A 26840-nucleotide genomic window follows, 5' to 3' on the forward strand; every position below is an offset into this window, starting at 1 on the left:
GCCTATTCCGTTAATTGCAGGTTATCGCCCGAATATCTTTCTCGCAAGATAACTTACATTGTGTAACATCTTTCTCCGCCCCCGGCATCTGGAGAAACGACGCAGCCATGGGAAAGAACACCAGCCTGCATACCCACCAATGGGATAACGCCATCGACCCGCAGATCGCGCCGCTCTTCCTGGCCCTGCAATGGGCCCACCGGCGGTCGATCGAGCAGATGCAGCCCCTGCTGGCCGAATTCCGCCTGTCATCGGCTGAATTCGACGTCCTGGCCACCTTGCGCAATGCGCCGCCCCCCTACGAGCTGACGCCGTCGCAGGTTCAGGACGAGGTGGTCATCACCTCCGGCGGCTTGACCAAGGTGATGCTGCAACTGGCGTCACGCGGCCTGGTCGAGCGCCCGCAGTTCGGCGACGACCGGCGCGTCAAGCCGGTTCGACTGACGGCAGCGGGCATCACCGCGATCGAGGCGGCGATGTCCCGGATGATCGACACCACCGGGCAGTGGATCCGTTCGGCGCTGGCCGCCGGCGACATCGCGCAACTGACCGCCCTGCTCCGCCAGCTGATCGATGCGCCCGAACGGGCATCCTGAGCCCCTCGGCACAGTGCCCTGGCGCGGTCAGCGACGAACCGGATCCAGCACGGCAACGCCAGCCCGATGGCGACAAGCCCCAGGCTTGGGTAAAGTAGGTTCATCTGTCCGATGCGGAGGACCCGATCATGCGCTTTCTGAACACCCTGCTCGGCGCCCTCGCCTGCATCGCCAGCCAACTCGCCCCCGGCCAGGCTCTCGCCCAGTTACCCGACCCGCCACCCGAGCACTGGTATGGCAAGATCGTCCGCTACGATTTCATCGCGCCCTACGCCGTCGTCCCGCCGCGCCACGACGGCATCCTGATCGACACCCGGGATACGGCACGGCGCTACGATGTCGGCCACATCCCAGGCGCCATCAACCTGCCCGCCAAGCAGTTCGACGCGCTGGCACCCCGCCTCTTGCCGGCCGACAAGCACACGCTGATCCTGTTCTACTGCGACGGCATCGAATGCAAGCTCAGCCACATGGCCGCCGACGATGCCGAGGACCTCGGCTACACCAACATCCGTGTCTATGCCGAAGGCTTTCCGGACTGGTTCAAGCGCGGCAACCCCTACGCGATCAGCGCCGGGCATCTGCGAACGCTGATCGAAACCGGTGAAGCCGGCATGCTGATCGATGTACGCGACAGCGGGGCCTACCAGAGACATCACCTGCCGAATGCCCGCCACCTGCCGGCCGAGTACTTTGCGCAACAGGCCGCTGGCGTCCTGCCCGGCGACAAGGGGACGCCGCTTGTGTTCTATTGCGACCATGCCGACGCCCGGCTGAGCTATGCCGTTGCGCGCCAGGCCACGGCGCTCGGCTACCGCCAGGTCATGCTGATCGAGGGCGGCTACCCGGCCTGGGAAAACCTGGCGCGCTGATCCCCCTCGCTCGCATGGCACAATCCGCCCTCGCCAAACCACCGGCCACCGCCACACCATGACCCAGCTTCCCTCGCGTTCCGAATTCCTCGACCTGCCCGACGTCCGCCTGCACATCCGGCGCTGGGGCGATGCCGAGGCCCCGACCCTCTTCCTGCTGCATGGCTGGATGGACGTTTCCGCCTCCTTCCAGTTCGTCGTCGACGCACTGCAGCGCGACTGGAACATCGTCGCCCCCGACTGGCGCGGCTTCGGCCCGTCGCAATGGCTGCACCGCCCCTACTATTTCGCCGAGCACATCAGCGACCTGGAGGCCATCCTCGATCATTACGCGCCGGCGGGTCAGGTCCGGCTGGTCGGGCACAGCATGGGCGGTATCCTCTCCTGCCTGTACGCCGGCATTCGCCCCGAGCGGGTCGAGCGTCTGGTCACGCTGGACGGTTTCGGCATCGCGCCGACCACGCCGGACATGGCACCCGAGCGCTACCGTCAATGGCTGGACCAGAGCCGGGCAACGCCCAAGCTGCATGTGTACCGCGACCGCGCCGACTTCGCACGGCGCTTGATGAAGACCGACCGTTTCCTGACTGCCGAGCGCGCCGAGTTCCTCGCCCGCCATTTGGCCAAGATCGGCGAGGGCCACAACAAGGCCGGCGAGCGCCGGCATGGCGTGATCTGGAATGGCGACCCGTGGCACAAGAACTTCTCGCCCTACCTGTTCCGTCTGGAAGAGTCGATGGCGATATGGCGCGAAGTACGCTGCCCGGTATTGTGGGTGGCCGGCCGCCAGTCGTGGGTGGTGCGCGATTTCGGCCAGCGCCCCGGCGACTGGGAAGCCCGCCAGGCCTGCTTCGCACAGCTGACCGAACGCTGGATCGAAGACGCCGACCACATGCTGCATCACGACCAGCCAGCCGAAGTGGCGCGGCTGATCGAAGAATTCCTGACGTAAAAAAAGCCGGGAAACCCCGGCTTTCCTGGCCAGGCACCGAAAACCGGCGCCTGTCGTGCGGCTTAGTGGTAGGCCTTCTTCGATGCCAGCTTGGATGCCATGAAGCAGGCCAGCGTGAAGATCAATGCGGCGAAACCGATGCCGAAGGTGGAAAGCTCGTCCATGTAGTGCCTCTGTGGATGGGTTGTATTTGAGGCGGTATAGACAAGCGGTTCCCGAAAAGTTCCGGCCGCGCTGCGTTTTTCCCGCTGGCCGCCGTGCCTAGCTGCCGCGCGCCCGACGCAGGGTGACCGATTCGCCGCCGATTCCCCAGTTGTCGGTGTCCACCTCGTCGATGACGACCACGGTGGTCTGCGGATTCTTGCCCAGCACATCGACCAGCAGTTGCGTCGCGCCCTGGATCAGACGCGCCTTCTGGTCGGCGGTGACGCCCTCGCGGGTGATCTTGATATTGACGTAAGGCATCCCGGTCACCGATTCACGTCGACCACGACACGGCCGCGCACCTTGCCGTCCATCAGCTCGGCCGCCGTCGGAATGGCCTCGGCCAGCGACACTTCGTGCGTCAACAGGCCGAGCTTGGCGGGATCGAGATCGCGCGCCAGGCGCTGCCAGGCGACCAGCCGCTCGGGACGCGGGCACATCACGCTGTCGATGCCGACCAGCGTCACGCCGCGCAGGATGAACGGCGCCACACTGGCCGGCAAATCCATGCCACCGGCCAGGCCGCAGGCCGTCACCACGCCGCGGTACCGGGTGGTGGCGCAGATGTTGGCCAGCGTGTGACTGCCCACCACATCCACCGCCCCCGCCCAGCGCTCCTTGCCGAGCGGCTTGCCGGGTGCCGAAAAGGCGCTACGTTCAAGCACCTCGCTCGCCCCCAACTGCTTCAGATAATCCGCTTCTTCCGGCCGGCCGCTGACGGCGACCACCGTGTAGCCCAGCTTGCTCAGCACGGCAATCGCGACGCTGCCCACGCCGCCCGCCGCCCCGGTGACGACGATTTCGCCATCGGCCGGCTTGACGCCGTGCTTCTCCAGCGCCAGCACGCACAGCATGGCGGTATAACCGGCGGTGCCGATGGCCACGGCCTGCTGCGCCGTGAAAGCATCCGGGAGCGGCACCAGCCAGTCGCCCTTCAGGCGCGCCTTCTGGGCCAGGCCACCCCAGTGCGTTTCGCCGACACCCCAGCCGTTGAGTACGACGCGGTCGCCAACCTTGTAATCCGGGTTGTCGCTGGCCTCGACCGTACCGGCGATATCGATCCCCGGCACCATCGGAAACTTGCGCACCACCGGGCCCTTACCGGTGATCGCCAGGCCGTCCTTGTAGTTCAGCGACGATCGCTCGACGCGCACCGTCACGTCACCCTCGGGCAACTGCGCCTCGTCGATCTCCTTCACCGCGGCACGGTAGCCGGCGTCGTCCTTCTCGATCAGTATTCCCTTGAACATCCTCGTCTCCTTGGTCAGTTTTGCAGGCAGGGCTGCAGCGCCACGGCGGCATCCCGCTTTTCAACGAACTTGAGTATAGCCAACAGCACCGTGCCGACCACCATTACGCCGCCGGCCAGGTAGAGGCCGATCGAATAGTTGCCAAGGCGGGTCGCCAGCCAGCCGACGATGGCCGGCCCGATGATCTGCGCTGCGCCGTACGAAAGTGTCATCTTGCCCATCATCTTGGCCGGCCGCGTCGGGTAGAAACGCCCGGCCATGGTCAGCACCAGGCTGACCATGCCGATGAAAGTGCCGCCAAAGAGCAGGGCGCCGAACAGCGTCGGAATCAGGCCGCCGACCGCCACCGGCAGCACGATGCCGACAATCTGCAACAAGGCGGCAAGGATCAGCGCATTCAGTTCGCCGATATAGCGGGCGATGAAATCCCAGTTGATGCAGGCTGGCGCCGCCGCCAGGCCGATGGCGAGGAAAGCCAGCGCCCCCTGCCCCTGCAACCCCGGCAGCTTGTCCACGATGGCGACGATGAAGGTGGCGCTGATCACGTAGCCGAAGCCGGCACAGAAATAAGCAGCCATGAACAGGCCGAGATAGAGCCGGCTGGGCGGGTTGTCGTGCATCGGCGCCCCGCTTTTCGTCAGCGGACTGGTGTCCGGCGCCGGCAGCCAGGCCAGGGCCGGCACGATGAGCAGGCAGGCCAGCGCAGTGAAGACGAACCATTGGTCGCGCCAGTCCAGCGCGCCGCCCATCAGCCAGACCGCCACCGAGCAGCCGGCGATGCCGAGGCCGATGCCAGAAAAGTGGATGCCCAGTTCCGGCCGGTGGTTGTGGCGGATCAGCCAGTTGAGGATCAGCCCGGTGCCGAGCAGCATGCCGGCCGCGCTGGACAGGCCGGCGATGAAACGCGACAGCATCCATACCCAGGGGTCGGTGGTCAGGCCCATCATCGCCGTGCTGACGATGGCAACGACCAGCCCGATGCGATACAGCCGGTCCTTGAGCACCAGGTCGCTGATCAGCGAGGCGATCAGCGCGCCGCTCAGGTAGCCGGCGTAGTTCAGCGCCGCCAGCCAACCAGCCTCGGCCAGGCCCAGCCCGGCCTGCTGCTGCATGATCGGCAACAGTGGCGTATAGGCGAAGCGGGCGACGCCGAGCACCAGGATCAGGCTGAATATCCCGGCGCCCAGCACCTTGAAGCGCTCTCTCTGCGAGTTCATGGTCGTTCTCCTTTTTAGGCTTGAAACACCACGATATCCGCGCTAAATTATCTGCACAAATGATTTATCAAGAACAAACTGTTCTTTTATTGAGATAACACCATGGAACTGATTGCCCTGCGCACCTTCCAGGCCGTCGTCGAGGAAGGCGGCATCCTGGCCGCCTCGCGCAAGCTGAACACCGTGCAGTCCAACGTCACCGGTCGCATCCGCAAACTGGAGGAGGAACTGGGCGCCGAGCTGTTCTTCCGCAAGGGCCGCGGTCTGGAACTCGCCCCCTCCGGCCGCGTGCTGCTCGACTACGCCCGCCGCATGCTAGCGCTGGAACGGCAAACGGCGAGCGCCGTGCGTCAGGTCGGCGAAAGCGTCGGCGAACTGCGCATCGGCGCCATGGAAACCTTCGCCGCCCTGCACCTGCCGAGCGCCCTGAAAGCGGTGCGGGCCGCCCATCCGCGCCTTGAGCTGCGCGTCTTCACCGACACCACCACCAAGCTGACCGAGAAGGTGCTCGACCACAAGCTCGATTGCGCCTTCGTCGCCGGCCCGGTCATCCACCCTGACCTGCGCTTCGAAGAATTGGTCGTCGAGGAACTGGTGCAGGTGCACGCCGCCGGGGCCGACCCGGTCCTGCTGCCGCTGATCCTGTTCCGCGAAGGCTGCGCCTACCGCACCCGGGCCATCGCCTGGCAGCGCAAGCAAGGCCACGCCATCGCCGACGCCATGGAATTCGGCACGCTGGAAGGCATCCTCGGCTGCATCGCCGTCGGCCTCGGCTGGACCCTGATGCCGCGCCGCGTCGTCGAGCAATCGGCGCATGCCGCCGACCTGGTCATCGAAAGCGTGCCGCCCGATATCGCCCAGGTGCCGACCGGCATGATCGCGCTGCGCGAAGGCCCGGCGCTGCCCGCCCTGCGCACCCTGAGCGAGGGCATCGTCGCCTCGGCGCAACGCCGGCAGGCCGCCTGACCCGGCCAAGCGTCAGGACTTCAGCAACTCCTCGCGCGAGCCCAGCCAGCGCTGCAGGTGCTTCTCGGCCAGTTCAGGATGCGCCGCGAGCATCGTCTCGGCCACCCCGCGCGCCATCTCGACCAGATCGGCATCAAGTTCCAAATCGGCATAGCGCAACAGCGGCACGCCGCTCTGCCGCGCCCCGACAAACTCGCCCGGCCCGCGCAGCTGCAAGTCCTGACGGGCGATTTCGAAGCCGTCGGTATGCTCGAAAATGATCTTCAGCCGCTGCCGGGCAATCTCACCCAGCGGCCCGGCGTAGATCAGCACGCAGCTCGATTCGTACGGGCCGCGCCCGACCCGCCCCCGCAACTGGTGCAATTGCGACAGCCCGAAACGCTCGGCATGCTCGATGACCATCAGGCTGGCATTCGGCACATCGACGCCGACCTCGATCACCGTCGTCGCCACCAGCACATCGATGTCGCCCGCCGCGAAGGCGGCCATCACCGCCTGCTTCTCATCAGCCTTCAGACGCCCATGCACCAGCCCGACGCGCAGTTCCGGCAAGTCCTGCGACAGCTGCGCGTAGGTATCCTGCGCCGTCTGCAACTGCAAGGCTTCCGATTCCTCGATCAGCGGGCAGACCCAATAGGCCTGCCGCCCCTCCTCGACATGCTTCTTGACGAAGCCCACCACATCCTCGCGCCGGTTATCGGCGACCAGCCGCGTCTTGATCGGTGTGCGGCCGGGCGGCAGTTCGTCGAGCACCGTCACGTCGAGGTCGGCGTAGTAGCTCATGGCCAGCGTGCGTGGGATAGGTGTCGCCGACATCATCAACTGGTGCGGATTGCTACCCTTCTTGCGCAAGGCCAGCCGCTGGGCGACGCCGAAGCGGTGCTGTTCATCGACAATGGCCAGACCGAGCCGGGCAAAATCGACGCCCTCCTGGATCAGCGCATGCGTCCCGACGATCAACTGTGCCTCGCTGGCCGTTGCCGCCAGTTGCTCGCGCTTGGCCTTGCTCTTCAGGCTGCCCGACAACCAGGCCACCTTGACGCCGAGCGGCTCCAGCCAGCCGGACAATTTCAGAAAATGCTGCTCGGCCAGAATCTCGGTCGGCGCCATGAAGGCGGCCTGCCAGCCGGCCGAAATCGCCTGGCAGGCCGCCAGTGCGGCCACGATGGTCTTGCCCGCCCCGACATCGCCCTGCAGCAGGCGATGCATCGGGTGCGGCTGCGCCAGATCGGCGCCAATCTCGGCCATCGCCCGCGCCTGTGCCCCGGTCAGGCCAAAGGGCAGGCTGTCGAGCAAGCGGGCCCCCAGGTCGTCCCGTGCCCGCAGCACCGGCGCCCCCTGCTCGCGCCGCGCCAGGTAGGCCCGCCGCAGCGACAACTGCTGGGCCAGCACCTCGTCGAACTTCACTCGCCGCCAGGCCGGGTGATTACGTGCATGCAACGTATCCAGCTCGGTACCGGGCGGCGGGTTGTGCAGGAATTTCAGGCTGCGCGCCAAGCCGGGCAGCTTCAATGTCTGGCGCAACTCGTCCGGCAGCGTATCGGACAAATCGCCCCCAGCCAGCGCCTTGCCGATCAGCTTCTGCAAGGCCGAATTGGCCAGTCCGGCAGTGGACGGATAAATCGGCGTCATCGCTTCGGGCAGCGGCTCATCGTCAGCCACCTTGCGGAAGCGCGGATGCACCATCTCCAGCCCGAAAAAGCCGCCCCGCACCTCGCCAAAGGCACGAATGCGCGCCCCCGGCGCCAGCATCGCCTGCTGGTTCGGGTAGAAGCTGAAAAAGCGCAGCGTGATGTCGCCCGTGCCGTCCCCGGCCCGCACCACCATCTGGCGCCGTGGCCGGTACTGCACCTCGTTGTCGTGCACGACGACCTCGACCTGCACCGGCTGGCCGCCAAAGGCCCGCGCCACCGGCGTGATGCGCGTCTCGTCCTCGTAGCGCAACGGCAGGTGCACCAGCAAATCGGCCTCGCTATGGAGGCCGATCTTGGCGAGCTTCTTCTTCAGCGCATCAGAAGCCCTGATCGGAGCGGCAGCCCCGCTTGGCATCATCAGCCAATGAACATCACGGCATCGGCCTCGACCAGCGCGCCGCGCGGCAGTTCCTTGACACCCACGGCAGCGCGGGCCGGGAACGGCTCGCTGAAGTACTTGGCCATCGTTTCATTGACCTTGGCGAAATTGGCCAGGTCGGTCAGGAAGACATTGAGCTTGACCACGTCGGCCAGGGAACCGCCCGCCGCTTCGGCGACGGCCTTCAGATTGTCGAAAACGCGAACGATTTGCGCATCGATGCCGTCTACCAACTGCATGGAGGCCGGATCGAGGCCGATCTGCCCCGACAGGTACACGGTGTCGCCGACCCGAACAGCCTGCGAATAGGTGCCGATGGCGGCCGGGGCGTTCGGCGTGGCGATGATGGTCTTGGCCATGAAAAACTTCCTCTGTGACTGATCAAAACGTAAATTCTAGATGAACCCACGTATCGCATCCCTGGAAAAAATGTTGGGTGGCCCGCGCGACGGCGCCCTGCTCCGTTTCTCACTCGGCAACGAATACCTCAAGATCGAAGCGCCAGCCAAGGCGGCCGAAGCCTTCCAGGCCGCCGTCGACCGCGATCCGGCCTATTCCGCCGCCTGGAAAGCCCTCGGCAAGGCGCTGGCCGCAGCCGGGGACGACGTTGGCGCCCTGGCTGCCTACGAGCGCGGCATCGCCGTTGCCGACGCCCGGGGCGACGTCCAGGCCGCCAAGGAAATGAAGGTCTTTGCCAAGCGCCTGCGGCCGGCAGCCGAATCCTGACTGCCAACCTCCCGGCAGTCCGCCGTGAGGCAGCGCCGGTTCACGATTTGTTACAAACAATTGGCGAGGCAGCGTCCTCGACGACACCCCATAGCGCGTTACTCAGTCAGGTAACCCAGGAATCGACCGCCATGAAAATCCCCCCCACCTTCCTTCGCCTCGGCCTGGCGGCTGCGCTGATCGGCAGCCTGGGAGCCTGCACGGTCGTTCCGACCTACTCGGCCGGCTACCCGTCGCGTCCGGTCTATGTCGAAACCTATCCGACCTACGTCTATCCGGGAACCAGCATTTATTACCAGTCGGGCGGGCATCGCCATCCTTATCATGACGGCTACCGCGGGCGGTATTTCGATGATCGTCGGCAGATCCATCCCTTGCCGCCCCCCATGCGCCTGCACCGCGACATTCGGCGCGGCCTCGACCTGCCCCGCCCGCCGGGCCTGCGCTGACGCAGCGGGGGTTAGTGCTTGCCCTTCGGCGGTACGAGGATGGTCTGGATACCCAGTTCCTTCAACTTGGCCTGAGCCGCCTCGGCCTCCTGGCGGGTGCGGAAGGGACCGACCTGAACCCGGGTTTCGAGGGTGGACGGCACGCCGCTCAGGGTCAGGCGGGCATGCAGTTCCTCCGCCCGCTGGACACTGGAGAACACCCCGGCCTGCAGGACGAAGCCCGAAAACAGGCGGGATACCGCTGATGGCGGGGTCGGCGCCACCGGCTTGACATCGCTGAGGCGGGCTGGCGGCTTGGCTGTCGCGGCAGCGGGTTCGGCCGGTGCTGCACTACGCGCCGGCGGCAGGATGTTGGATGGCGCCGTCGTTGCTTCGGGTACGACGGGCGTTGGTGCTGGCGCCGGGGCCGCGTGGCTGGTGGTTGCCGGGGGCCGCGCCGGACGCCCCTCCGGTTTGGCTTCGACAGGCACCGCAGGCTGCGCTTCGACCTGCGGCGGCGGTGGCACATCGGCAACCGGTTCGGCCTTGTCCGTCGTCGGCGGCTCGGGCAGGTTGTCAGCCGGTTTGACCGGTTGCGACACTTCCTTCTTCGGAGCGACGGGCACCGGCTGGGTGAATACCGTCTCCTCCGCTTCGTCCGGCGGGTTGGCCAGATAATCGAAAAAGGCCAGCACGCCGAGCAGGATGGCGACCAGCACGCCGGCCATGGCCAGGCGCTTGACCAGCTGGCCACGCAGGTCGCCGGCGTTGCCGTCCGTGTCCTTTTCCTTGTCTTGAGCTGCTTCTTTCGTTTGTTCTGTCGCCATGCTCCGCCTCAATGTTCCTGGCTCTTGGCCAGGGCCACAACCAGATCGGCCTCGGCCCGCGCAATGCCACACCGTTCGGCAATCGCCGCTGCATCGTAACCGGAAACAGCCAGTTGCATCGCATCGCCATAAATCGGCGAGACGCTCTGGCTGGCCCGCAGGGAGGCAAGTTCATGCTGCATGTCGCTACGCAGTGCGGCCAGCTCGCCGCGAATGGCATCAACTTCCTCGCGCAACTGGGCCAGCTCCAACTCCAGCCCATGGCGCAAGACCTCTTCCGCCATGCCGTTCGGCACCGGCTCCCAGCTCGTCGGGGGTACGGCTTCGGGCACAGCCTGCCCGGTGCCCGCCGGTGTCGTTTCAGCCGGCACGGCAGCCGGCGGCGCGAGGCTCTCCGTGCCGCCAACCGGCCCCTGGCGCAAGCGGAACATGCGAAGCAAGACGAAAATTATGTAGACGGCGACCAGCGCAATCAGCCCGATCAGGCCCTCGCGCAGCCCCAGCGTCATCCCGCCCAGGTCCAGTACCGACACCCCGCCCCGTTCCCTTGCGGTTTAGAAGCCGACCGAGTACTGCAGGCCGACGATATGAGCGCTCGCATCGTAGCTGCCGCGCAGCGTCGTCCCGTTCTTGGTCATGTTGATGTCCGGATCGCGAACATAGAGGTAGCTGTAGCCGAGATCGACCTTACCGTGGCGGCCAGCATTCCACTGCCCCCCCAGGGAGAGCCAGAGCCGGCTGTTGTCCGGAACACGGGCCGAGCGGTCGGCATCGCGCACTGGGGTCCGGTCGTAGGCGATGCCGAACTTGATCTTGGCCATCTCGCTGGCCTTGTAGGCAGCGCCCCAGGCGATACGCCACGCATTGTCGTAATTGAAGGTTTCGCCGGCCGGCGGAATCGCATTGCCCGTCGCCCGGCTGATCACGTTGAGCGACTTCAGGCTGTTCCAGCGCGTGTAGGACAGATCCCCCATGGCTTCCCAGCGGTCGGAAACCTGCTGCCAGACGGAGAGGATGGCGGTATCCGGCAATTCGACGTCGGCCCGCACCGGCGTCGCACCATTGAGCGTCCCCTCCAGCGTGTATTTCATTGAGGAACGATAGGACAAACCGACCCGCATGGCCGGCGACAGGGTGAACAAGGCACCGGCATTCCAGCCCCAGGTCGAATCATCCCCCTTGAGCACGCCGCCGGCATTCGTCAGCTCGGCATCGATTTTCTGGTAATTGACGCCAAAACCCAGCGACACCTTGTCATTCAGGCGATAGGCGACGGACGGGTTGTAATTGATCGTCCGCACTTCCGACTTGATGGTCTGCGCCCGCCCCACCCAGCCACTGTCGTATTCGGTTGCCAGCCCGAAGGGAGCGGAAATCCCGAGTCCCAGGGAGAGCTTGTCGGTGAGGCGGCCCGACAGGTACAGATTGGGGACAGCATGCCAGCCCCCGGCATCGCCCCCATTGTTACCGGCCAAGGTCGAACCATCGTTACGGAAGGTGTAGCTCGGCCCGACACCGGTTACCCCGACCGATACCTGGTAGCCCGTCAGTTCCGACATCCCGGCCGGGTTGTAGAAGATCGTGCTGGCGTTATCGGCTACCGCAGCCGACCCTGCATAGGCTGTTCCCAGGCCGCTGGCGTTCTGTTCCCACAACTGGAAGGCGGCAGCCGATGCCGCGCCGGAAAAAACCGCCAGCAGCAGAGCCGGCAGCGTACGCAAGGTCAGTTTGTTCATTGTTGGACTCGCTAGCGCGGGTAGATTGTTTAACCGCCGGATTTTAGACCATTTCCCGTCAGTTTTCCGGCGGAATCTGGCGCTTGCGGCCATCGCCGTCGATCGCCACGTAGGTCAGTTCCGCCTCAGTCACCCTGACGATGATCGGTGCCGCGTAATTGCGCTCGGCATATACCTCGACCCGTACCGTGATCGACGTCGTTCCGACACGCACGATATCGGCATAGAAGCTGACGACATCGCCGACCGACACCGGCTGCTTGAACAGGAAGGAATTGACCGATACCGTCGCTACCCGGCCGCGCGCTCGCCGCATGGCCGGGATGGCCCCGGCCACATCGACCTGGGCCATGACCCAGCCGCCGAAGACATCGCCGTTCTGGTTGAGATCGGCCGGCATCGGTACGACGCGTAGCGTGCAGTGCTTGGCCGGAAGGGAGAGGGAAGCTGTCGCCATGATTTGTCCTCTGTCGTATATGCCGCGATTTTCCCGTAAAGCAGCGGCTTTTCATATACTCCCGAACCGATCACCGATTCCCGCCCCCAACGCCATGCGCCGCTCCTCTGCACTGCCCAAGCCTCCAGCCGGCCAACCCTTGCCGCACCCCCATGCCTGGCTGACCATCCGTACGCTCTTTCCCTATCTGTGGCGCTATCGCCTGCGTGTCCTCGCGGCACTGGGCTGCCTGATCGGTGCCAAGGTCGCCAACGTCGGCGTACCAATGATCTTCAAGGAAATGATCGACGGCCTGAGTGGCGAGCAGCAATTGCTCGCCCTGCCCGCCGTGCTGCTCATCCTTTACGGGGTGCTGCGCTTTTCGACCTCGCTGTTCACGGAGTTGCGCGAAATCCTCTTCGCCCGCGTCACCCAGCGGGCTGTTCGGCAGGTTTCGCTGGAAGTTTTCCGCCACCTGCACGCGCTGTCGCTGCGCTTCCATCTCGAACGTCAGACCGGTGGGGTGTCGCGCGACATCGAGCGCGGCAGCCGCTCGATTTCCAGCCTGATTTCCTACACGCTGTATTCCATCCTGCCCACCCTGGTCGAGATTGGCCTGGTGCTCGGCATCCTGTTCGTCAAATACGACGTCGGCTACGTACTGATCACACTCGTCTCGCTGGTTGCCTACGTGGTGTTCACCATCAAGGTCAGCAACTGGCGCATCGACATCCGACGGGCCGTCAACGAGAACGACTCGGCGGCGAACAGCCGTGCCATCGACAGCCTGTTGAACTACGAGACGGTCAAGTATTTCAACAACGAAGCCTGGGAAGCCCGGCGCTACGACGAACAACTGGTCAAGTGGGAGGCAGCTGCGACCCGCAGCCAGACCACGCTGGCTTACCTCAACCTCGGCCAGGCCGCGATCATCGCCCTTGGCGTCACCGCCATGATGTGGCGCGCCGCGAGTGGCGTGGTCGCCGGGCAGATGACGATCGGCGACCTGGTCCTGGTGAATGCCTTCCTGATCCAGCTCTACATCCCGCTCAACTTCCTCGGCATCGTCTATCGTGAAATCCGCCAGGCGCTGACCGACATCGAGCGCATGTTCAACCTGCTCAAGGAAAACCAGGAAGTCGCCGACGCACCGGATGCCCATGACCTGCCGAGCGGAACATTGCAGATCGATTTCGACACCGTCGATTTTGCCTACGACCCGGACCGCCAGATTCTGAAACAGCTCAGCTTCACGATTCCCGCGGGCAAGACCGTCGCGGTGGTTGGCCATTCGGGGGCCGGCAAATCGACCCTCGCCCGGCTTCTCTATCGCTTCTACGACGTGACCGGTGGCGCCATCCGGATCAACGGCCACGACCTGCGCAGCCTGCGCCAGACGAGCCTGCGCGCCGCGATCGGCATCGTGCCGCAAGATACGGTGCTGTTCAACGACACCATTTTCTACAACATCAACTACGGGCGTCCCGAGGCGACGCGCGAGGAAGTCATCGTCGCAGCCCGCGCCGCCCAGTTGCACGAATTCATTGAGTCGCTGCCCCGCAAGTACGAAACGACAGTCGGCGAGCGCGGCCTGAAGCTGTCCGGCGGCGAAAAACAGCGCGTCGCCATTGCCCGTGCTTTGCTCAAGAACCCGCCCATCCTGATCTTCGACGAGGCCACCTCGGCCCTCGACTCGGCCACCGAGCGAGCGATCCAGGGGCAACTGGAGCAGGTCGCCGTCGGCCACACGACGCTGATCATCGCTCATCGTCTGTCCACGGTCATGAATGCCGACGAAATCCTCGTCATGCGCGATGGCCACATTGTCGAACGCGGCACACACCCCGTCTTGCTCGCCGCCGGGGGGCAATATGCATCGATGTGGATGCTCCAGCAACAGGAGGAATCGTCCGCCGGCTATTGAACTCCCCCTCTGGCGGAGGCCCGCTGTCTGTGAGCCGGGCGTGGTACGATCGCCGGGATTGCGATGGGCGATCACGCTGCCGCCCCGGCCAGGATCCCGAGATATCCGAATCAGATAACAATGAATGCCCTGATGACCAAAATGAAGGTGCTGGCTGTCGACGACAACCGGACCAACCTTCATATCCTGCAAATCTTCCTCAAGAAACTCGGGCACGATGTCATCCTGGCCGAAAACGGCGAGGAAGCAGTCCGCAAGTTCGAGACCGAACTGCCGGATCTCGTTCTGCTCGACATCATGATGCCGGTCATGGACGGCTTCGAAGCCGCCCGACGCATCAAGGCGATGACGCGCGACCGATGGACCCCGGTGATTTTCCTGTCCGCCCTCAATCGTGACGAGAATCTCGTCGAGGGGCTCGATGCCGGTGCCGACGACTATCTGACCAAGCCGATCAATTTCGTCGTCCTCGAAGCCAAGTTGCGCTCAATGCAGCGCTCCCTCGCCATGCAGCAGGCCGCCATCGATTCGCTACGGCGCGTCCAGGCCATTTCGGACAATGTGCTCGACGCCATCGTGACGACTGACGAACAAGGCATCATCGTTTCGGTCAACGATTCCACTGAACGGATTTTCGGCTGGTCCTCATCCGAACTCATCGGCCAGAGCATCGGAATGCTGATGCCACCCGACACGCGGGAAGGTCACGCCGAACGGGTTGCCGCCTATTGCCGGGAAGACCGTGCCTCACGCGTCGTCGGACAGGAACGCGAAGTCGTTGCGGCGCACAAGGACGGCCATTATTTCCCCGCCACCATCGCGATCAGCCAGGTCGTCCTGGATAGCCAGCGCATGTTGATCGGTGTCGTACGCGACATCACCGAACGCAAGCAGACCGAGCGCCAGCTGCGGGATAACGCCCGGCAGTTGCAGAATTACTACGACCAGACGCAGACGGAACAACAACTGGCTCTCCGCCTGATGGAAAAGCAGTTGCACCGTGTCGGATTGCAGGATCCGCGCCTGCGCTACCGGGTCATCCCCGCCGAACACTTCAGCGGCGACATCGTTGCCGCCGCCCGTTCGACTGATGGTCGCTTCTACGTCCTGCTTGCCGACGCCACCGGTCACGGCCTGGCTGCGGCCATCAGCGTGCTGCCCGTCCTGGCGTTGTTCTACCGCATGACTAAGCGGAATCGTTCGGTTCAGGAAATTGTCAGCGAATTGAATCAGCAGTTGAAAGAGTCGATGCCGGTCGGCCGCTTCGTGGCCGTCACGCTGGCCAGTCCCGACGAAGCCTCGCGCCGCGGGGAAATCTGGGTCGGCGGTACGCCAGAAGCCTTCCTGCTGGACGCCCGGGGCCGGGTGACAACCACCTTCCCATCAACCAATCTCCCCCTCGGCATCGTCAGCAGTACCGAGCTGGGCGGTGCCCCCCAAGCCTTTACCTGGGACGCCGAAAGCCAGTTGGTTCTGTGTTCCGACGGTCTCCTCGAAGCGACCAATCCCGGCGCCGAACAATTCGGGAAAATTGGCCTGATCGCTGCAGTCGCTGATACGTCACCACGCGAGCGCTTCGAAAGAATCCTGACGGCGCTCGAAACACATCAGAAAAACTGCCCGGCGAGCGACGACGTGTCGCTGATGCTCATTGACTGTGCCTGATCGACCAGCCACCGCAACAGCAAAAACAAAGGCCGGGAATCCCCGGCCTTTGCATTTTAAAGCAGCAACACTGACTTATTCGCCAGCCGATTCCTCAACCTCGACAGCCTCAGTCGGTTCCGGACGATCGACCAGTTCCACAAAGGCCATCGGTGCATTGTCGCCAACGCGGAAGCCGCACTTCAGGATACGCAGGTAGCCACCCGGGCGGGTAGCGTAGCGCGGCCCGATTTCGGCGAACAGCTTGACGACGATCTCGCGGTCACGCAGACGGTCGAAAGCCAGGCGCTTGTTGGCCAGGGTCGGGGTCTTGCCGAGGGTGATCATCGGCTCGACAACACGACGCAGTTCCTTGGCCTTCGGCAACGTGGTCTTGATGGCCTCGTGGCGGAGCAGGGAAACGGTCATGTTGCGCAGCATCGCCAGGCGATGGCTGCTGGTACGGTTCAGTTTGCGAAGTCCATTACGGTGACGCATGGTTAATCCTTTCTATGTTCTGCAGGCGTCCCTAAGCTGCCTGGGTCGGGAAAAGGCTTACGCCTTCTCCAGACCGGCGGGCGGCCAGTTCTCCAGTTTCATGCCGAGCGTCAGGCCGCGGGCGGCCAACACTTCCTTGATCTCGTTCAGCGACTTGCGACCCAAATTCGGGGTCTTGAGCAATTCGTTCTCGGTACGCTGAATCAGGTCGCCGATGTAGTAGATGTTCTCGGCCTTGAGGCAGTTCGCCGAGCGAACCGTCAATTCCAGATCATCCACCGGGCGGAGCAGGACAGGGTCAACCTGTGCCGGCTTGGACGCCTCAGCAACCGGAGCAGTACCCTCGAGATCGGCGAAGACGGAAAGCTGTTCCATCAGTACGCGGGCAGCGTAACGGATGGCTTCTTCCGGCTCGACGACGCCGTTGGTTTCGATATCGACAATCAGCTTGTCGAGGTCGGTACGTTGTTCGACGCGAGCACTCTCGACGGCGTAGGCGACACGGCGGATCGGGCTGAACGAGGCATCCAGCACGAGCTTGCCGATGGTCTTGGCATCGCCCAGGTTACGGACGTTACCCGGGACGTAACCGCGGCCCTTTTCGACCTTGATCTCCATCGCCAGCTTGCCGCCGGGAGAGAGATGGGCGATGACGTGCTCCGGATTGATGATTTCGACGTCATGCGGCAACTCGATGTCGCCGGCACGAACAGCGCCTTCACCTTCCTTGACCAGCTTGAGGTTGACGACATCACGGTTGTGCAGCTTGAACACGACACCCTTCAGGTTCAGAAGGATGTCGACGACGTCTTCCTGAACGCCGTCAACGGTCGAGTACTCATGGAGCACACCATCGATGCCAACTTCGGTCGGCGCGTAGCCGACCATCGAGGACAACAGGATGCGACGCAGTGCATTGCCCAGGGTATGGCCATAACCGCGCTCGAACGGCTCCATGACCACCTTGGCCTGCACGGGCGAAACGCTCTGCACGTCGATGATGCGGGGTTTCAGAAGTCCACTACTTTGCATGGGCTAGATCCTCTGCTCAGTGCTTACTTCGAGTAAAGTTCGATGACGAGACCTTCGTTCAGGGTCGCCGGCAATTCGGAACGCTGCGGCATGGCCTTGAACGTGCCCTTGCCTTCCTTGACGTCCACTGCAATCCACTCCGGGAAGCCACGAGATTCGGCAGCCTCGAGAGCAGCCTTGCAACGCAGCGAAGCGCGGGCGCGATCGGTCAACTGCACAACATCACCCGGCTTGACGATGAACGACGGGATGTTGACGCGCTTGCCATTCACCAGGACGCCGTTGTGACGGACAATCTGGCGGGACTCAGTACGCGAGGCACCGAAGCCCATGCGGTAGGCGACGGAATCCAGGCGAGCTTCGAGCAGCTGCAGCAGGTTTTCACCGGTCTGGCCCTTGCGGCGCTCAGCTTCGGCGAAGGTCTTGCGGAACTGGCCTTCCAACACGCCATACACGCGACGAATCTTCTGCTTGGCGCGCAGGTGGACGCCGTAGTCAGACAGACGGGCACCGGATTTCTGACCGTGCTGGCCCGGAGCGTAGGAACGACGCTCAATGGCACATTTGTCGGTGAAGCACTTTTCGCCCTTCAGGAACAGCTTTTCGCCTTCGCGGCGGCACTGACGGCATTTCGGATCGAGATTACGAGCCACTTGTGATTCTCCTTAGATGCGGCGCTTTTTGGGCGGACGGCAGCCGTTGTGCGGCACCGGCGTCACGTCGGAAATAGCGGTGATCTTGATGCCCAGTGCGTTCAACGCACGGACCGAAGATTCGCGGCCGGGGCCGGGCCCCTTGATGCGAACTTCCAGATTCTTGACGCCGCATTCCTGAGCAGCCTTGCCGGCGGCTTCAGCAGCCACCTGGGCAGCGAACGGGGTGGACTTGCGGGAGCCGCGGAAACCGGCGCCACCCGAAGTCGCCCAGGACAACGCGTTGCCCATGCGATCGGTAATGGTAATGATGGTGTTGTTGAACGACGCGTGGATGTGGGCGATGCCCTCGGCGACGTTCTTCTTGACCTTCTTGCGAACTTTAGGTGCAGTCTTAGCCATGTTCAGTCCCTATTACTTCTTGCCAGCGATGGCCTTGCGCGGCCCCTTGCGGGTACGGGCATTGGTGCGGGTGCGCTGACCACGGCAGGGCAGGCCCTTGCGATGGCGCAGGCCACGGTAGCAACCGAGGTCCATCAGGCGCTTGATGTTCATCGTGACTTCGCGGCGCAGGTCACCTTCAACGGTGTACTTGCCCACTTCATCGCGCAAACGGTCCATGTCCGTGTCGGACAGGTCCTTCATTTTAGTGGTACGACCAACGCCGGCTGCATCACAGATTTTCTGTGCGCGGGTACGGCCGATGCCATAAATCGCAGTCAAGGCGATTTCAGCATGCTGATGGTTCGGAATGTTTACCCCTGCAATACGGGCCATTGAATCACTCCAATATTTCGAAAATTAACGAATGCCGGACTCGACAGGGAATTAACCCTGGCGCTGTTTGTGACGCGGATCCTTGCAAATGATGCGCACGACACCCTTGCGACGGATAACTTTGCAGTTGCGGCAAATGCGCTTCACTGAAGGTTGCACTTTCATGTTTTACTCCTCGTCTGCGAGAGCTTGGAAGCAGCCGTGATTCCTTGCTCTGCGGTTATTGCGTAGAGAACTTTTACTTGGCTCGGAAAACGATCCGGGCCTTGGATAAATCGTATGGCGTCAATTGAACGGTTACCTTGTCGCCCGGGAGAATGCGTATGTAGTGCATGCGCATCTTGCCGGAGATGAAGCCATGGACAATGTGGCCATTTTCGAGCTTGACCTTGAAGGTTGCATTGGGGAGGTTCTCAACGACCTCGCCCTGCATCTCGATGTAATCTTCTTTTGCCATCTGTAGCGCGTATCAATTACTTGATCATCGGCGAACCTTTGAAGTTCGCCTTCTTCAAGAGACTTTCATACTGGTGCGACATCACGTAAGCCTGCACCTGCGACATGAAGTCCATGGTCACGACTACGATGATCAGCAGAGACGTCCCGCCAAAATAGAACGGTACGTTCCATTTCAAAATCAGAAATTCCGGCAACAGACAGACCACCGTGATATAGGCTGCGCCGATCAGGGTGAGGCGCATCAGGATCTTGTCGATATAGCGCGCCGTCTGCTCACCCGGACGAATACCCGGCACGAATGCTCCACTCTTTTTCAGGTTATCCGCCGTTTCCTTGGAATTGAAAACCAGAGCGGTGTAAAAGAAACAAAAGAACACGATAGCGGCAGCATAAAGCAGCACATAGATCGGTTGGCCGGGAGACAGCGTCGCGGCGACATCCTTCAGCCAGTGCATCGAGTCGCTCGAACCAAACCAGTTGGCCACCGTTGCGGGAAACAGGATGATGGAGGACGCGAAAATCGGCGGGATCACACCGGACATGTTCAGCTTCAGCGGCAGGTGCGAACTCTGGCCGCCATAAATCTTGTTGCCCACCTGGCGTTTGGCGTAATTAACCAGAATCTTGCGCTGGCCACGCTCAACAAAAACCACAAATGCGGTCACAGCGACCACCAAGACACAAATAATCAGCGCGGTAAGCGGATGCATGGCGCCGGTACGCACCAACTCCAGCAAGCCACCGATCGCGTTCGGCAAACCTGCGGCAATACCGGCAAAAATGATGATCGAAATGCCATTCCCCAGACCACGTTCGGTGATCTGCTCGCCCAGCCACATCAGGAACATCGTACCCGTCAGCAGCGTGGAAACCGTCGTCAGGCGGAACATGAAGCCCGGATCATTCACCAGACCAGCCTGCGCCTCGAGTGCGACGGCGATCCCCAGCCCCTGGAAAAGGGCAAGAATGACCGTACCGTAACGGGTGTACTGAGTGATCTTCCGACGCCCGGCCTCACCCTCCTTCTTGAGGGCTTCGAGTTGCGGGCTGGCGACACTCATGAGTTGCATGATGATCGATGCCGAAATGTAAGGCATGATCCCCAGTGCAAAAATCGTGAATCGCGACAAGGCGCCACCCGAGAACATGTTGAACATGCCCAGGATGCCGCCCTTTTGCGAATTGAAGAGATCGGCCAGAGCGTTGGGGTCGATACCCGGAACCGGAATATGGGCGCCAATGCGGTAAACCACGAGCGCGCCCAGCAGGAACCAAAGTCGACGCTTCAGATCGCCGAACTTGCCACCTTTTCCTACGGTATTGGGATTTGCTGCCAACGTTCTAACCTTTCCCTGACTTACTCGGCGATGGAGCCGCCAGCGGCTTCGATCGCAGCCTTGGCGCCCTTGGTGGCACCGACGCCCTTCAGAACGACCTTGCGGCTGATGGACCCGGACAGAATGACCTTGGCCGACAGCGCATCGCTTGGGACAATCCCGGCAACCTGCAAAGCAAGCAGGTCGATTTCGTCGACCGGCAGGCGCTCCAGATCCGTCAGACGCACTTCGTAGTTACGAGCACGCGTGAGGGAGTTGAAGCCGCGTTTGGGCAGACGGCGCTGCAGCGGCATTTGACCGCCCTCGAAACCGACCTTGTGGAATCCGCCGGACCGGGATTTCTGACCCTTGTGGCCGCGACCACAGGTCTTGCCCAGGCCAGAGCCGATACCACGCCCAACGCGCTTGGCAGCCTTCTTGGAACCTTCGGCCGGCTTGATGGTATTCAGACGCATGGCTTAACCCTCAACCTTAACGAGATACTGCACCTTCTGGATCATGCCGCGAACCGCCGGCGTGTCTTCCAGTACAGCGATGCTGTTCAGCTTGCGCAGACCCAGGCCGCGCACCGTAGCGCGGTGGTCCTGCTTGGTGCCGATGACGCTCTTGACGAGCTTGACAGTGATTTTCTTGTCAGCCATGAGTTACCCCAGAATCTGCTCGACCGACAGGCCACGCTTGGCGGCGATCTCGGACGGCGTATTCACCTTCGACAGACCGTCGATGGTGGCACGCACGATGTTGTAGGGATTGGTGGAGCCGTGCGCCTTGGCGACGACGTTGGTCACCCCGACCACCTCGAACACGGCACGCATGGCACCGCCGGCAATGATGCCCGTACCATCCGGTGCGGGCTGGATCATCACGGTGGTAGCGCCATGGCGCCCCATCACCGTGTGATGGACCGTACCATTGCGCAGGCTGACCTTGGCCATCTTGCGGCGCGCCTCTTCCATTGCCTTTTGCACGGCAACCGGCACTTCACGGGACTTGCCCTTGCCCATGCCGATCCCGCCATCGCCGTCACCAACGACGGTCAGGGCTGCGAAGCCGAGAATCCGGCCGCCCTTCACCACCTTGGTGACGCGGTTCACCGCAACCATCTTCTCGCGCAAACCGTCGTCGCGCTCTTCAGCCTGTTGCGGCTTCTTGTTTCTTTCAGGTTTAGCCATTTCTTAACCTCGTCCTTTCGCCGTCGGTTAGAACTTCAGGCCGCCTTCACGCGCGGCCTCAGCCAACGCCTGAATACGACCGTGGTACTGGAGACCGGAGCGATCAAAAGCCACCTGCTCGATGCCGGCGGCCTTAGCGCGCTCGGCGATCAGCTTGCCGACAACAGCGGCCGCAGCCTTGTTGCCGCCATTGGCGACATCACCACGAACGCTTTTGTCCAGCGTGGAAGCCGAAGCCAGGACCTTGCCGCCACACGGCGAGATGACCTGGGCGTAAATGTGGCAGTTCGTGCGATTAACGCACAGACGCACAGCTTTGAGTTCGGCGATTTTGGCCCGGGTTTTGCGGGCACGGCGCAAACGCGCTTGCTTCTTGTTAAACATATGCCACCCTTACTTCTTCTTGGTTTCCTTGATAACCACCACTTCGTCCGAGTAACGAACACCCTTGCCCTTGTAGGGCTCCGGCTTCCGATACGCCCGAACTTCGGCAGCTACCTGACCGACCTGTTGCTTGTCCGCGCCCTTGATGACGATTTCCGTCTGGGTCGGACACTCAACCTTTACACCAGCCGGCATCTTGTGCGCGACGGGATGCGAGAAACCGAGCGACAGGTTCAACGTATCGCCGGCAGCCTGGGCACGATAACCCACGCCAACCAGTTGCAGTTTGCGCTCGAAACCCTTCGAGACGCCGGTCACCATGTTGTTCAGGTTGGCACGCATGGTACCCCACATAGCGCCCGCGTTGGCGGCGCCAGCAACCTTGGATACAACGACGTTCTGCCCTTCGACGGCGACGGTAACAGCCGGGTGCGCAGCAGTCTTCAGGGTACCCAACGGACCCTTGACGACAATCTGCTCACCTACGGTCACTTCCACACCAGCCGGCAGCACTACGGGATTCTTACCAATACGAGACATGATCGGTCAGCTCCTTATGCCACAATGCACAGCACTTCGCCACCAACCTTGGTAGCACGAGCCTTGCGGTCGGTCATCACACCCTTCGGGGTGGAGACAATTGCCACACCGAGGCCGTTCATGACGCGCGGAATATCATCGCAGCCCTTGTAGATACGCAGGCCCGGCTTGGAAACACGCTCGATACGCTCAATGACCGGACGGCCTGCGTAGTACTTCAACGCGATTTCCAGGGTTGCCTTGCCATCGTTCTGACGTACAGCAAAATCTTCAACATAACCTTCGTCCTTCAACACGGCAGCGATTGCAGCCTTGACCTTGGACGACGGCATGGAGACAGACGCCTTCTCGGCGAGCTGGGCGTTGCGGATGCGGGTCAGCATGTCCGCGATCGGATCGCTCATAGCCATTTCTGTATCTCCTGATTACCAGCTGGCCTTAACAACACCCGGGATTTCGCCATTCATGGCGAGCTCGCGAATCTTGTTACGGCACAGACCGAATTTACGGAAAACACCACGCGGACGACCAGTCAGCTGGCAACGATTGCGCAGACGAGATGGGCTCGCATTGCGCGGCAGAGCCTGCAGCTTCAGACGGGCTTCGTAACGCTCCTCGTCAGACAGGCTCACGTTATTGATGATCGCCTCCAGGGCAGCACGCTTCTTGGCGTACTGAGCCACCAGCTTGCGGCGCTTCTCTTCACGGTTGATCAGAGCAAGTTTTGCCATGATTGCCTCAATTCTTGAACGGGAACTTGAAAGCCTGCAGCAGAGCCTTGGCTTCTGCGTCGGTCTTCGCGGTCGTGGTGATGCTGATGTTCATACCCCGCAGAGCATCGATCTTGTCGTACTCGATTTCGGGGAAAATGATCTGCTCCTTGACACCCATGTTGTAGTTACCCTGGCCGTCAAAACCCTTGCCGGAGATACCACGGAAGTCACGGACACGGGGCAGCGCAATGGTCACCAGGCGATCAAGGAATTCGAACATGCGCGGACCGCGCAGGGTAACCATACAGCCAATCGGATAACCATCGCGAATCTTGAAGCCAGCAATCGACTTGCGAGCCTTCGTGGTGACCGGTTTTTGGCCGGCGATTTTCTGCATGTCGCCAACGGCGTTTTCCAGAACCTTCTTATCGGCGACCGCCTCACCCACACCCATGTTCAGGGTGATTTTGGTGATGCGCGGCACTTCCATAACGGACTTGTAACCGAACTGCTTGGTCAGATCGGCAACTACATTGTCCTTGTAAAACTGTTGCAAACGCGCCATGACTACCCCTTATGCGTTCACCAGTTCGCCGTTCGATTTGAACACGCGAACCTTGCGGCCATCTTCGAGCACCTTGATACCGACACGATCGGCCTTCTTGGTTGCCGCGTTGAACAGCGCAACATTGGAGATATGAATAGGCATGTCCTTATCGACGATACCACCCGCCACACCCTTGATCGGATTCGGCTTGACGTGCTTTTTGGCACGATTTACACCTTCGACCACGACATGCTCGGCATCAACACGAGCGACGACGGTACCGCGCTTGCCCTTGTCCTTGCCAGTAATGACGACGACTTCGTCGCCCTTGCGAATTTTTTCCATCACCGCCCCTTACAGAACTTCCGGAGCCAGCGACACGATCTTCATGAAACGCTCGGTACGCAGTTCGCGGGTCACCGGGCCAAAGATGCGCGTGCCAATCGGCTCGAGCTTGTTGTTGAGGAGAACTGCGGCATTGCCATCAAAGCGCACCAACGAGCCATCCGGACGACGAACACCCTTGGCGGTACGGACCACCACGGCATTGTAAACATCACCCTTCTTGACACGACCACGCGGCGCAGCGTCCTTGATGCTGACCTTGACGATATCGCCAATGCCCGCATAACGACGCTTGGAACCACCCAGCACCTTGATACACATTACTGAACGAGCACCGGTGTTATCGGCGACGTCCAGAATCGTCTGCATCTGAATCATTTAAATTAACTCCAACTTAATCCGCTTTGGCGGTCAGTCTTGGAACCCGTACGGGTTGAACAAATCTGCGGCCCCAGAGCGGCGCCCGCAAAAAAGAAGCCGGATTATACCGGCTTCTTTTAATTGCTTGCAAGCTTTTTTTGGAAAACTATCGTTATACGACGACAGCCTTCTCCAGAACACTGGTCACCGCCCATGTCTTGGTACGCGAAACCGGACGGGTTTCGACGATCTCGACCAGGTCGCCAGCCTTGGCAGTGTTGCCTTCGTTGTGCGCATGGTACTTCTTGGAACGAACCATAACCTTGCCGTACATGGGGTGCTTGACCTTACGTTCGACGAGGACGGTAACCGTCTTGTCCATCTTGTCGCTAACAACGCGACCGATAAGAGTGCGCTTGATGCTGGAGGTTTCGCTCATTGCTGCACCGCCTTTTCACGGATAAGCGTGCGAACGCGCGCGATGTCGCGACGCACCTTGGACATTTGGCTGGTATTGGACAACTGCTGGGTAGCAAGTTGCATACGCAGTCCGAACTGGGCCTTCAGCAGGTCCAGCAATTCCTTGTTGAGCTCGTCCACGCTCTTGGTTCTCAATTCACTAGCTTTCATGATTACCCCAGATGACGAGTCACGAAGGTGGTGGAAATCGGCAGCTTAGCAGCGGCGAGGGCAAATGCCTCGCGAGCCAGCGCTTCATTTACGCCATCCATCTCATAAAGCACCTTGCCCGGCTGGATCTCGGCCACCCAATATTCCGGGTTACCCTTACCGTTACCCATACGAACTTCGGCCGGCTTCTTGGAGATCGGCTTGTCCGGGAAGATACGAATCCAGATGCGGCCACCCCGCTTGATGTGACGAGTCATGGCGCGACGGGCCGCTTCGATTTGCCGGGCAGTCAGACGACCGCGACCGGTAGCCTTGAGGCCCCACTCACCGAAGGAGACCTTCGTACCACGAGTCGCCAGGCCCTCATTGCGGCCCTTGTGCTCCTTGCGGAACTTGCGACGATTAGGTTGCAACATTTAGGCACCTGCCTTTCTGACAGCACGCTTCGCCGGCGCGTCGCCATCGGCCTTCTTGACCGTACGCGTGCGCGGCTTGTCGCCTTCCTGCTTACCCGGGCCACGACGCGGACGGCGTTCCTCAGCGGCCGGTTCCTCGGAAACCGGCTGAGCGTTACGATCCAGCATGTCGCCCTTGTAAACCCAAACTTTGATACCGATGATGCCGTAGGTCGTCAGCGCTTCGGAGGTCGCGTAGTCGATGTCGGCACGCAGGGTGTGCAGCGGGACACGACCTTCGCGATACCATTCGCTACGAGCAATCTCCGCACCGTTCAGACGCCCGGCGCTCATCACCTTGATACCCTGGGCACCGAGACGCATGGCGTTCTGCATGGCGCGCTTCATGGCGCGGCGGAACATGATGCGCTTCTCCAGTTGCTGAGCAATGGAGTCGGCGATCAGCTGTGCATCGACTTCCGGCTTACGGATTTCTTCAATCGACACATGGACCGGGACGCCCATGATGCGCTGAAGATCCGTACGCAGTTGTTCGATATCCTCGCCCTTCTTGCCGATCACCACACCCGGACGAGCCGAGTAAACGGTGACGCGAGCGTTCTTGGCTGGGCGCTCGATCAAAACACGACCCACGGAGGCATGCGCCAGTTTACGCTTCAGGTACTCGCGCACCTTGACGTCTTCCTGCAACATACCCGGAAAGTCCTTGCTGTTGGCGTACCAGCGCGAACTCCAGTTCTTGGTGACGGCCAGACGGAAGCCAGTCGGATGAATTTTCTGTCCCATGGCTCTTCCTTAGTTACCAACGGTCAGATAAATATGGCAGGTCGGCTTGCTGATCCGATTGCCACGACCTTTGGCGCGGGCGGTGAAGCGCTTCAGCACCATGCCTTTTTCGACGTAGATGGTTTTCACCGTCAGTTCGTCGATATCGGCGCCGTCATTGTGCTCGGCGTTGGCGATTGCCGACTCCAGAACCTTCTTGACGATACCGGCACCCTTTTTCGGGCAGAAAGCCAGGATATTAAGAGCCTGACCGACCGGCTTGCCGCGCACGAGATCCGCAACCAAGCGGCCCTTTTGCGCAGAGAGGCGTACGCCTCGCAGACTTGCACGAGTTTCCATG

40 protein-coding genes are annotated in these 26840 nt (G+C 61.9%); 8 read left to right on the plus strand and 32 right to left on the minus strand.

Translation table 11 applies throughout. The features are described from left to right. Positions 1 to 107 precede the first annotated feature (107 nt). From K420_RS17910 to K420_RS0102390, 3 genes are all read left to right on the plus strand, one after another. Positions 108 to 596: a MarR family winged helix-turn-helix transcriptional regulator gene (locus K420_RS17910; protein ID WP_051452925.1), complete on the plus strand. Its 489-nt coding sequence runs from the start codon at positions 108 to 110 to the stop codon at positions 594 to 596. A 128-nt stretch (positions 597 to 724) separates the two neighbouring features. Further along, positions 725 to 1468, plus strand: a complete 744-nt coding sequence (locus K420_RS17915) for a rhodanese-like domain-containing protein (RefSeq protein ID WP_035855179.1) — start codon at positions 725 to 727, stop codon at positions 1466 to 1468. A gap of 58 nt (positions 1469 to 1526) precedes the next feature. Next, positions 1527 to 2420, plus strand: a complete 894-nt coding sequence (locus K420_RS0102390) for an alpha/beta fold hydrolase (protein WP_027456639.1) — start codon at positions 1527 to 1529, stop codon at positions 2418 to 2420. Positions 2421 to 2681: 261 nt separating this feature from the next. Here K420_RS0102390 and K420_RS0102400 read toward each other — a convergent pair whose 3' ends face one another. Genes K420_RS0102400 through K420_RS0102410 form a run of 3 tightly spaced genes read right to left on the minus strand, consistent with a single transcriptional unit; the run spans position 2682 to position 5091 of the window. Continuing rightward, positions 2682 to 2885: a tautomerase family protein gene (locus tag K420_RS0102400; protein WP_027456640.1), complete on the minus strand. Its 204-nt coding sequence runs from the start codon at positions 2883 to 2885 to the stop codon at positions 2682 to 2684. 5 nt (positions 2886 to 2890) lie between these two features. Next, complete coding sequence (acuI, locus tag K420_RS0102405) at positions 2891 to 3874, minus strand: acrylyl-CoA reductase (NADPH) (protein ID WP_027456641.1); 984 nt, start codon at positions 3872 to 3874, stop codon at positions 2891 to 2893. Between the two features lie 14 nt (positions 3875 to 3888). Continuing rightward, on the minus strand, positions 3889 to 5091 hold the full coding sequence (locus tag K420_RS0102410; protein ID WP_027456642.1) for a YbfB/YjiJ family MFS transporter: 1203 nt from the start codon (positions 5089 to 5091) through the stop codon (positions 3889 to 3891). 102 nt (positions 5092 to 5193) lie between these two features. Between K420_RS0102410 and K420_RS0102415 the strand changes: the two genes are divergently transcribed. Then, positions 5194 to 6057, plus strand: coding sequence for a LysR family transcriptional regulator (locus tag K420_RS0102415; protein ID WP_027456643.1), 864 nt, complete (start codon positions 5194 to 5196; stop codon positions 6055 to 6057). 12 nt (positions 6058 to 6069) lie between these two features. On the opposite strand, the gene recG is transcribed toward K420_RS0102415, so the two are convergent. Next, complete coding sequence (recG, locus tag K420_RS0102420) at positions 6070 to 8109, minus strand: ATP-dependent DNA helicase RecG (RefSeq protein ID WP_084019534.1); 2040 nt, start codon at positions 8107 to 8109, stop codon at positions 6070 to 6072. After that, the gene (locus K420_RS0102425; RefSeq protein WP_027456645.1) at positions 8109 to 8489 is read right to left on the minus strand and encodes a RidA family protein; all 381 of its coding nucleotides are present in this window, start codon (positions 8487 to 8489) and stop codon (positions 8109 to 8111) included. The genes recG and K420_RS0102425 overlap by 1 nt, the downstream gene beginning before the upstream one ends. Before the next feature lie 40 nt (positions 8490 to 8529). Here K420_RS0102425 and K420_RS0102430 point away from each other — a divergent pair, with 40 nt between their 5' ends. Further along, positions 8530 to 8856 (plus strand): hypothetical protein, encoded by a 327-nt coding sequence (locus K420_RS0102430; RefSeq protein ID WP_027456646.1) that lies wholly within the window; start codon positions 8530 to 8532, stop codon positions 8854 to 8856. A gap of 131 nt (positions 8857 to 8987) precedes the next feature. After that, complete coding sequence (locus tag K420_RS17920) at positions 8988 to 9305, plus strand: hypothetical protein (RefSeq protein WP_035854414.1); 318 nt, start codon at positions 8988 to 8990, stop codon at positions 9303 to 9305. 11 nt (positions 9306 to 9316) lie between these two features. On the opposite strand, the gene K420_RS0102440 is transcribed toward K420_RS17920, so the two are convergent. The 4 genes from K420_RS0102440 to K420_RS0102455 are packed head-to-tail and all read right to left on the minus strand — an operon-like array spanning position 9317 to position 12304. Next, positions 9317 to 10111 (minus strand): SPOR domain-containing protein, encoded by a 795-nt coding sequence (locus K420_RS0102440; RefSeq protein ID WP_027456647.1) that lies wholly within the window; start codon positions 10109 to 10111, stop codon positions 9317 to 9319. A gap of 8 nt (positions 10112 to 10119) precedes the next feature. Then, complete coding sequence (locus K420_RS0102445; RefSeq protein WP_027456648.1) at positions 10120 to 10644, minus strand: DUF2802 domain-containing protein; 525 nt, start codon at positions 10642 to 10644, stop codon at positions 10120 to 10122. Positions 10645 to 10665: 21 nt separating this feature from the next. After that, entirely contained in the window at positions 10666 to 11847 is a 1182-nt protein-coding gene (locus K420_RS0102450; protein ID WP_027456649.1) for an OmpP1/FadL family transporter, read from the minus strand. Positions 11848 to 11905: 58 nt separating this feature from the next. Beyond that, positions 11906 to 12304, minus strand: a complete 399-nt coding sequence (locus tag K420_RS0102455; RefSeq protein ID WP_027456650.1) for an acyl-CoA thioesterase — start codon at positions 12302 to 12304, stop codon at positions 11906 to 11908. A gap of 94 nt (positions 12305 to 12398) precedes the next feature. Here K420_RS0102455 and K420_RS0102460 point away from each other — a divergent pair, with 94 nt between their 5' ends. Together K420_RS0102460 and K420_RS0102465 are read left to right on the plus strand one after the other, a co-directional pair. Next, positions 12399 to 14207 carry an ABCB family ABC transporter ATP-binding protein/permease gene (locus K420_RS0102460; RefSeq protein ID WP_027456651.1) on the plus strand — a complete coding sequence of 603 codons (1809 nt, stop codon included), beginning with the start codon at positions 12399 to 12401 and terminating at the stop codon, positions 14205 to 14207. Positions 14208 to 14339: 132 nt separating this feature from the next. Then, positions 14340 to 15872: a SpoIIE family protein phosphatase gene (locus K420_RS0102465; protein ID WP_232422720.1), complete on the plus strand. Its 1533-nt coding sequence runs from the start codon at positions 14340 to 14342 to the stop codon at positions 15870 to 15872. Positions 15873 to 15947: 75 nt separating this feature from the next. Here K420_RS0102465 and rplQ read toward each other — a convergent pair whose 3' ends face one another. The 23 genes from rplQ to rplV all read right to left on the minus strand — a co-directional run bounded on the left by rplQ (position 15948) and on the right by rplV (position 26839). Beyond that, positions 15948 to 16349: a 50S ribosomal protein L17 gene (rplQ, locus tag K420_RS0102470; RefSeq protein WP_027456653.1), complete on the minus strand. Its 402-nt coding sequence runs from the start codon at positions 16347 to 16349 to the stop codon at positions 15948 to 15950. 57 nt (positions 16350 to 16406) lie between these two features. Next, entirely contained in the window at positions 16407 to 17381 is a 975-nt protein-coding gene (locus K420_RS0102475; protein ID WP_011286113.1) for a DNA-directed RNA polymerase subunit alpha, read from the minus strand. Positions 17382 to 17404: 23 nt separating this feature from the next. Further along, positions 17405 to 18034, minus strand: a complete 630-nt coding sequence (gene rpsD, locus K420_RS0102480; RefSeq protein ID WP_027456654.1) for a 30S ribosomal protein S4 — start codon at positions 18032 to 18034, stop codon at positions 17405 to 17407. Positions 18035 to 18046: 12 nt separating this feature from the next. Beyond that, on the minus strand, positions 18047 to 18436 hold the full coding sequence (rpsK, locus tag K420_RS0102485; protein WP_027456655.1) for a 30S ribosomal protein S11: 390 nt from the start codon (positions 18434 to 18436) through the stop codon (positions 18047 to 18049). A 12-nt stretch (positions 18437 to 18448) separates the two neighbouring features. Then, complete coding sequence (gene rpsM, locus K420_RS0102490; RefSeq protein WP_027456656.1) at positions 18449 to 18811, minus strand: 30S ribosomal protein S13; 363 nt, start codon at positions 18809 to 18811, stop codon at positions 18449 to 18451. Between the two features lie 51 nt (positions 18812 to 18862). Further along, positions 18863 to 18976, minus strand: a complete 114-nt coding sequence (rpmJ, locus tag K420_RS19985; protein WP_011286109.1) for a 50S ribosomal protein L36 — start codon at positions 18974 to 18976, stop codon at positions 18863 to 18865. Between the two features lie 73 nt (positions 18977 to 19049). Then, a complete protein-coding gene (gene infA / locus K420_RS0102495) occupies positions 19050 to 19268 on the minus strand; it encodes a translation initiation factor IF-1 (protein ID WP_027456657.1) in 219 nt (72 codons plus the stop codon). Positions 19269 to 19284: 16 nt separating this feature from the next. Then, positions 19285 to 20607, minus strand: coding sequence for a preprotein translocase subunit SecY (secY, locus tag K420_RS0102500; protein ID WP_027456658.1), 1323 nt, complete (start codon positions 20605 to 20607; stop codon positions 19285 to 19287). A gap of 20 nt (positions 20608 to 20627) precedes the next feature. Beyond that, positions 20628 to 21062 (minus strand): 50S ribosomal protein L15, encoded by a 435-nt coding sequence (gene rplO, locus K420_RS0102505; RefSeq protein WP_027456659.1) that lies wholly within the window; start codon positions 21060 to 21062, stop codon positions 20628 to 20630. Between the two features lie 3 nt (positions 21063 to 21065). Further along, positions 21066 to 21248 (minus strand): 50S ribosomal protein L30, encoded by a 183-nt coding sequence (gene rpmD / locus K420_RS0102510; protein ID WP_027456660.1) that lies wholly within the window; start codon positions 21246 to 21248, stop codon positions 21066 to 21068. Between the two features lie 3 nt (positions 21249 to 21251). Then, the gene (rpsE, locus tag K420_RS0102515) at positions 21252 to 21779 is read right to left on the minus strand and encodes a 30S ribosomal protein S5 (protein WP_027456661.1); all 528 of its coding nucleotides are present in this window, start codon (positions 21777 to 21779) and stop codon (positions 21252 to 21254) included. Between the two features lie 27 nt (positions 21780 to 21806). Continuing rightward, on the minus strand, positions 21807 to 22163 hold the full coding sequence (rplR, locus tag K420_RS0102520; RefSeq protein ID WP_027456662.1) for a 50S ribosomal protein L18: 357 nt from the start codon (positions 22161 to 22163) through the stop codon (positions 21807 to 21809). A 9-nt stretch (positions 22164 to 22172) separates the two neighbouring features. After that, on the minus strand, positions 22173 to 22703 hold the full coding sequence (rplF, locus tag K420_RS0102525) for a 50S ribosomal protein L6 (RefSeq protein WP_027456663.1): 531 nt from the start codon (positions 22701 to 22703) through the stop codon (positions 22173 to 22175). 14 nt (positions 22704 to 22717) lie between these two features. Beyond that, positions 22718 to 23113 carry a 30S ribosomal protein S8 gene (gene rpsH, locus K420_RS0102530; RefSeq protein WP_027456664.1) on the minus strand — a complete coding sequence of 132 codons (396 nt, stop codon included), beginning with the start codon at positions 23111 to 23113 and terminating at the stop codon, positions 22718 to 22720. Positions 23114 to 23128: 15 nt separating this feature from the next. Beyond that, complete coding sequence (gene rpsN / locus K420_RS0102535; RefSeq protein WP_027456665.1) at positions 23129 to 23434, minus strand: 30S ribosomal protein S14; 306 nt, start codon at positions 23432 to 23434, stop codon at positions 23129 to 23131. A gap of 7 nt (positions 23435 to 23441) precedes the next feature. Then, positions 23442 to 23981, minus strand: coding sequence for a 50S ribosomal protein L5 (gene rplE / locus K420_RS0102540; RefSeq protein ID WP_027456666.1), 540 nt, complete (start codon positions 23979 to 23981; stop codon positions 23442 to 23444). A 9-nt stretch (positions 23982 to 23990) separates the two neighbouring features. Continuing rightward, complete coding sequence (rplX, locus tag K420_RS0102545) at positions 23991 to 24308, minus strand: 50S ribosomal protein L24 (protein ID WP_027456667.1); 318 nt, start codon at positions 24306 to 24308, stop codon at positions 23991 to 23993. Between the two features lie 9 nt (positions 24309 to 24317). After that, the gene (gene rplN / locus K420_RS0102550) at positions 24318 to 24686 is read right to left on the minus strand and encodes a 50S ribosomal protein L14 (RefSeq protein WP_027456668.1); all 369 of its coding nucleotides are present in this window, start codon (positions 24684 to 24686) and stop codon (positions 24318 to 24320) included. A 154-nt stretch (positions 24687 to 24840) separates the two neighbouring features. After that, positions 24841 to 25107: a 30S ribosomal protein S17 gene (gene rpsQ, locus K420_RS0102555; RefSeq protein WP_027456669.1), complete on the minus strand. Its 267-nt coding sequence runs from the start codon at positions 25105 to 25107 to the stop codon at positions 24841 to 24843. After that, the gene (gene rpmC, locus K420_RS0102560; protein ID WP_027456670.1) at positions 25104 to 25298 is read right to left on the minus strand and encodes a 50S ribosomal protein L29; all 195 of its coding nucleotides are present in this window, start codon (positions 25296 to 25298) and stop codon (positions 25104 to 25106) included. The genes rpsQ and rpmC overlap by 4 nt, the downstream gene beginning before the upstream one ends. A gap of 2 nt (positions 25299 to 25300) precedes the next feature. Continuing rightward, entirely contained in the window at positions 25301 to 25714 is a 414-nt protein-coding gene (gene rplP, locus K420_RS0102565; protein WP_027456671.1) for a 50S ribosomal protein L16, read from the minus strand. Next, positions 25715 to 26500, minus strand: a complete 786-nt coding sequence (gene rpsC / locus K420_RS0102570; protein WP_027456672.1) for a 30S ribosomal protein S3 — start codon at positions 26498 to 26500, stop codon at positions 25715 to 25717. A gap of 9 nt (positions 26501 to 26509) precedes the next feature. Then, the gene (rplV, locus tag K420_RS0102575) at positions 26510 to 26839 is read right to left on the minus strand and encodes a 50S ribosomal protein L22 (protein ID WP_027456673.1); all 330 of its coding nucleotides are present in this window, start codon (positions 26837 to 26839) and stop codon (positions 26510 to 26512) included. Position 26840 lies beyond the last annotated feature (1 nt).

It is taken from the genome of Dechloromonas agitata is5, assembly GCF_000519045.1.
Lineage (GTDB): Bacteria > Pseudomonadota > Gammaproteobacteria > Burkholderiales > Rhodocyclaceae > Azonexus > Azonexus agitatus.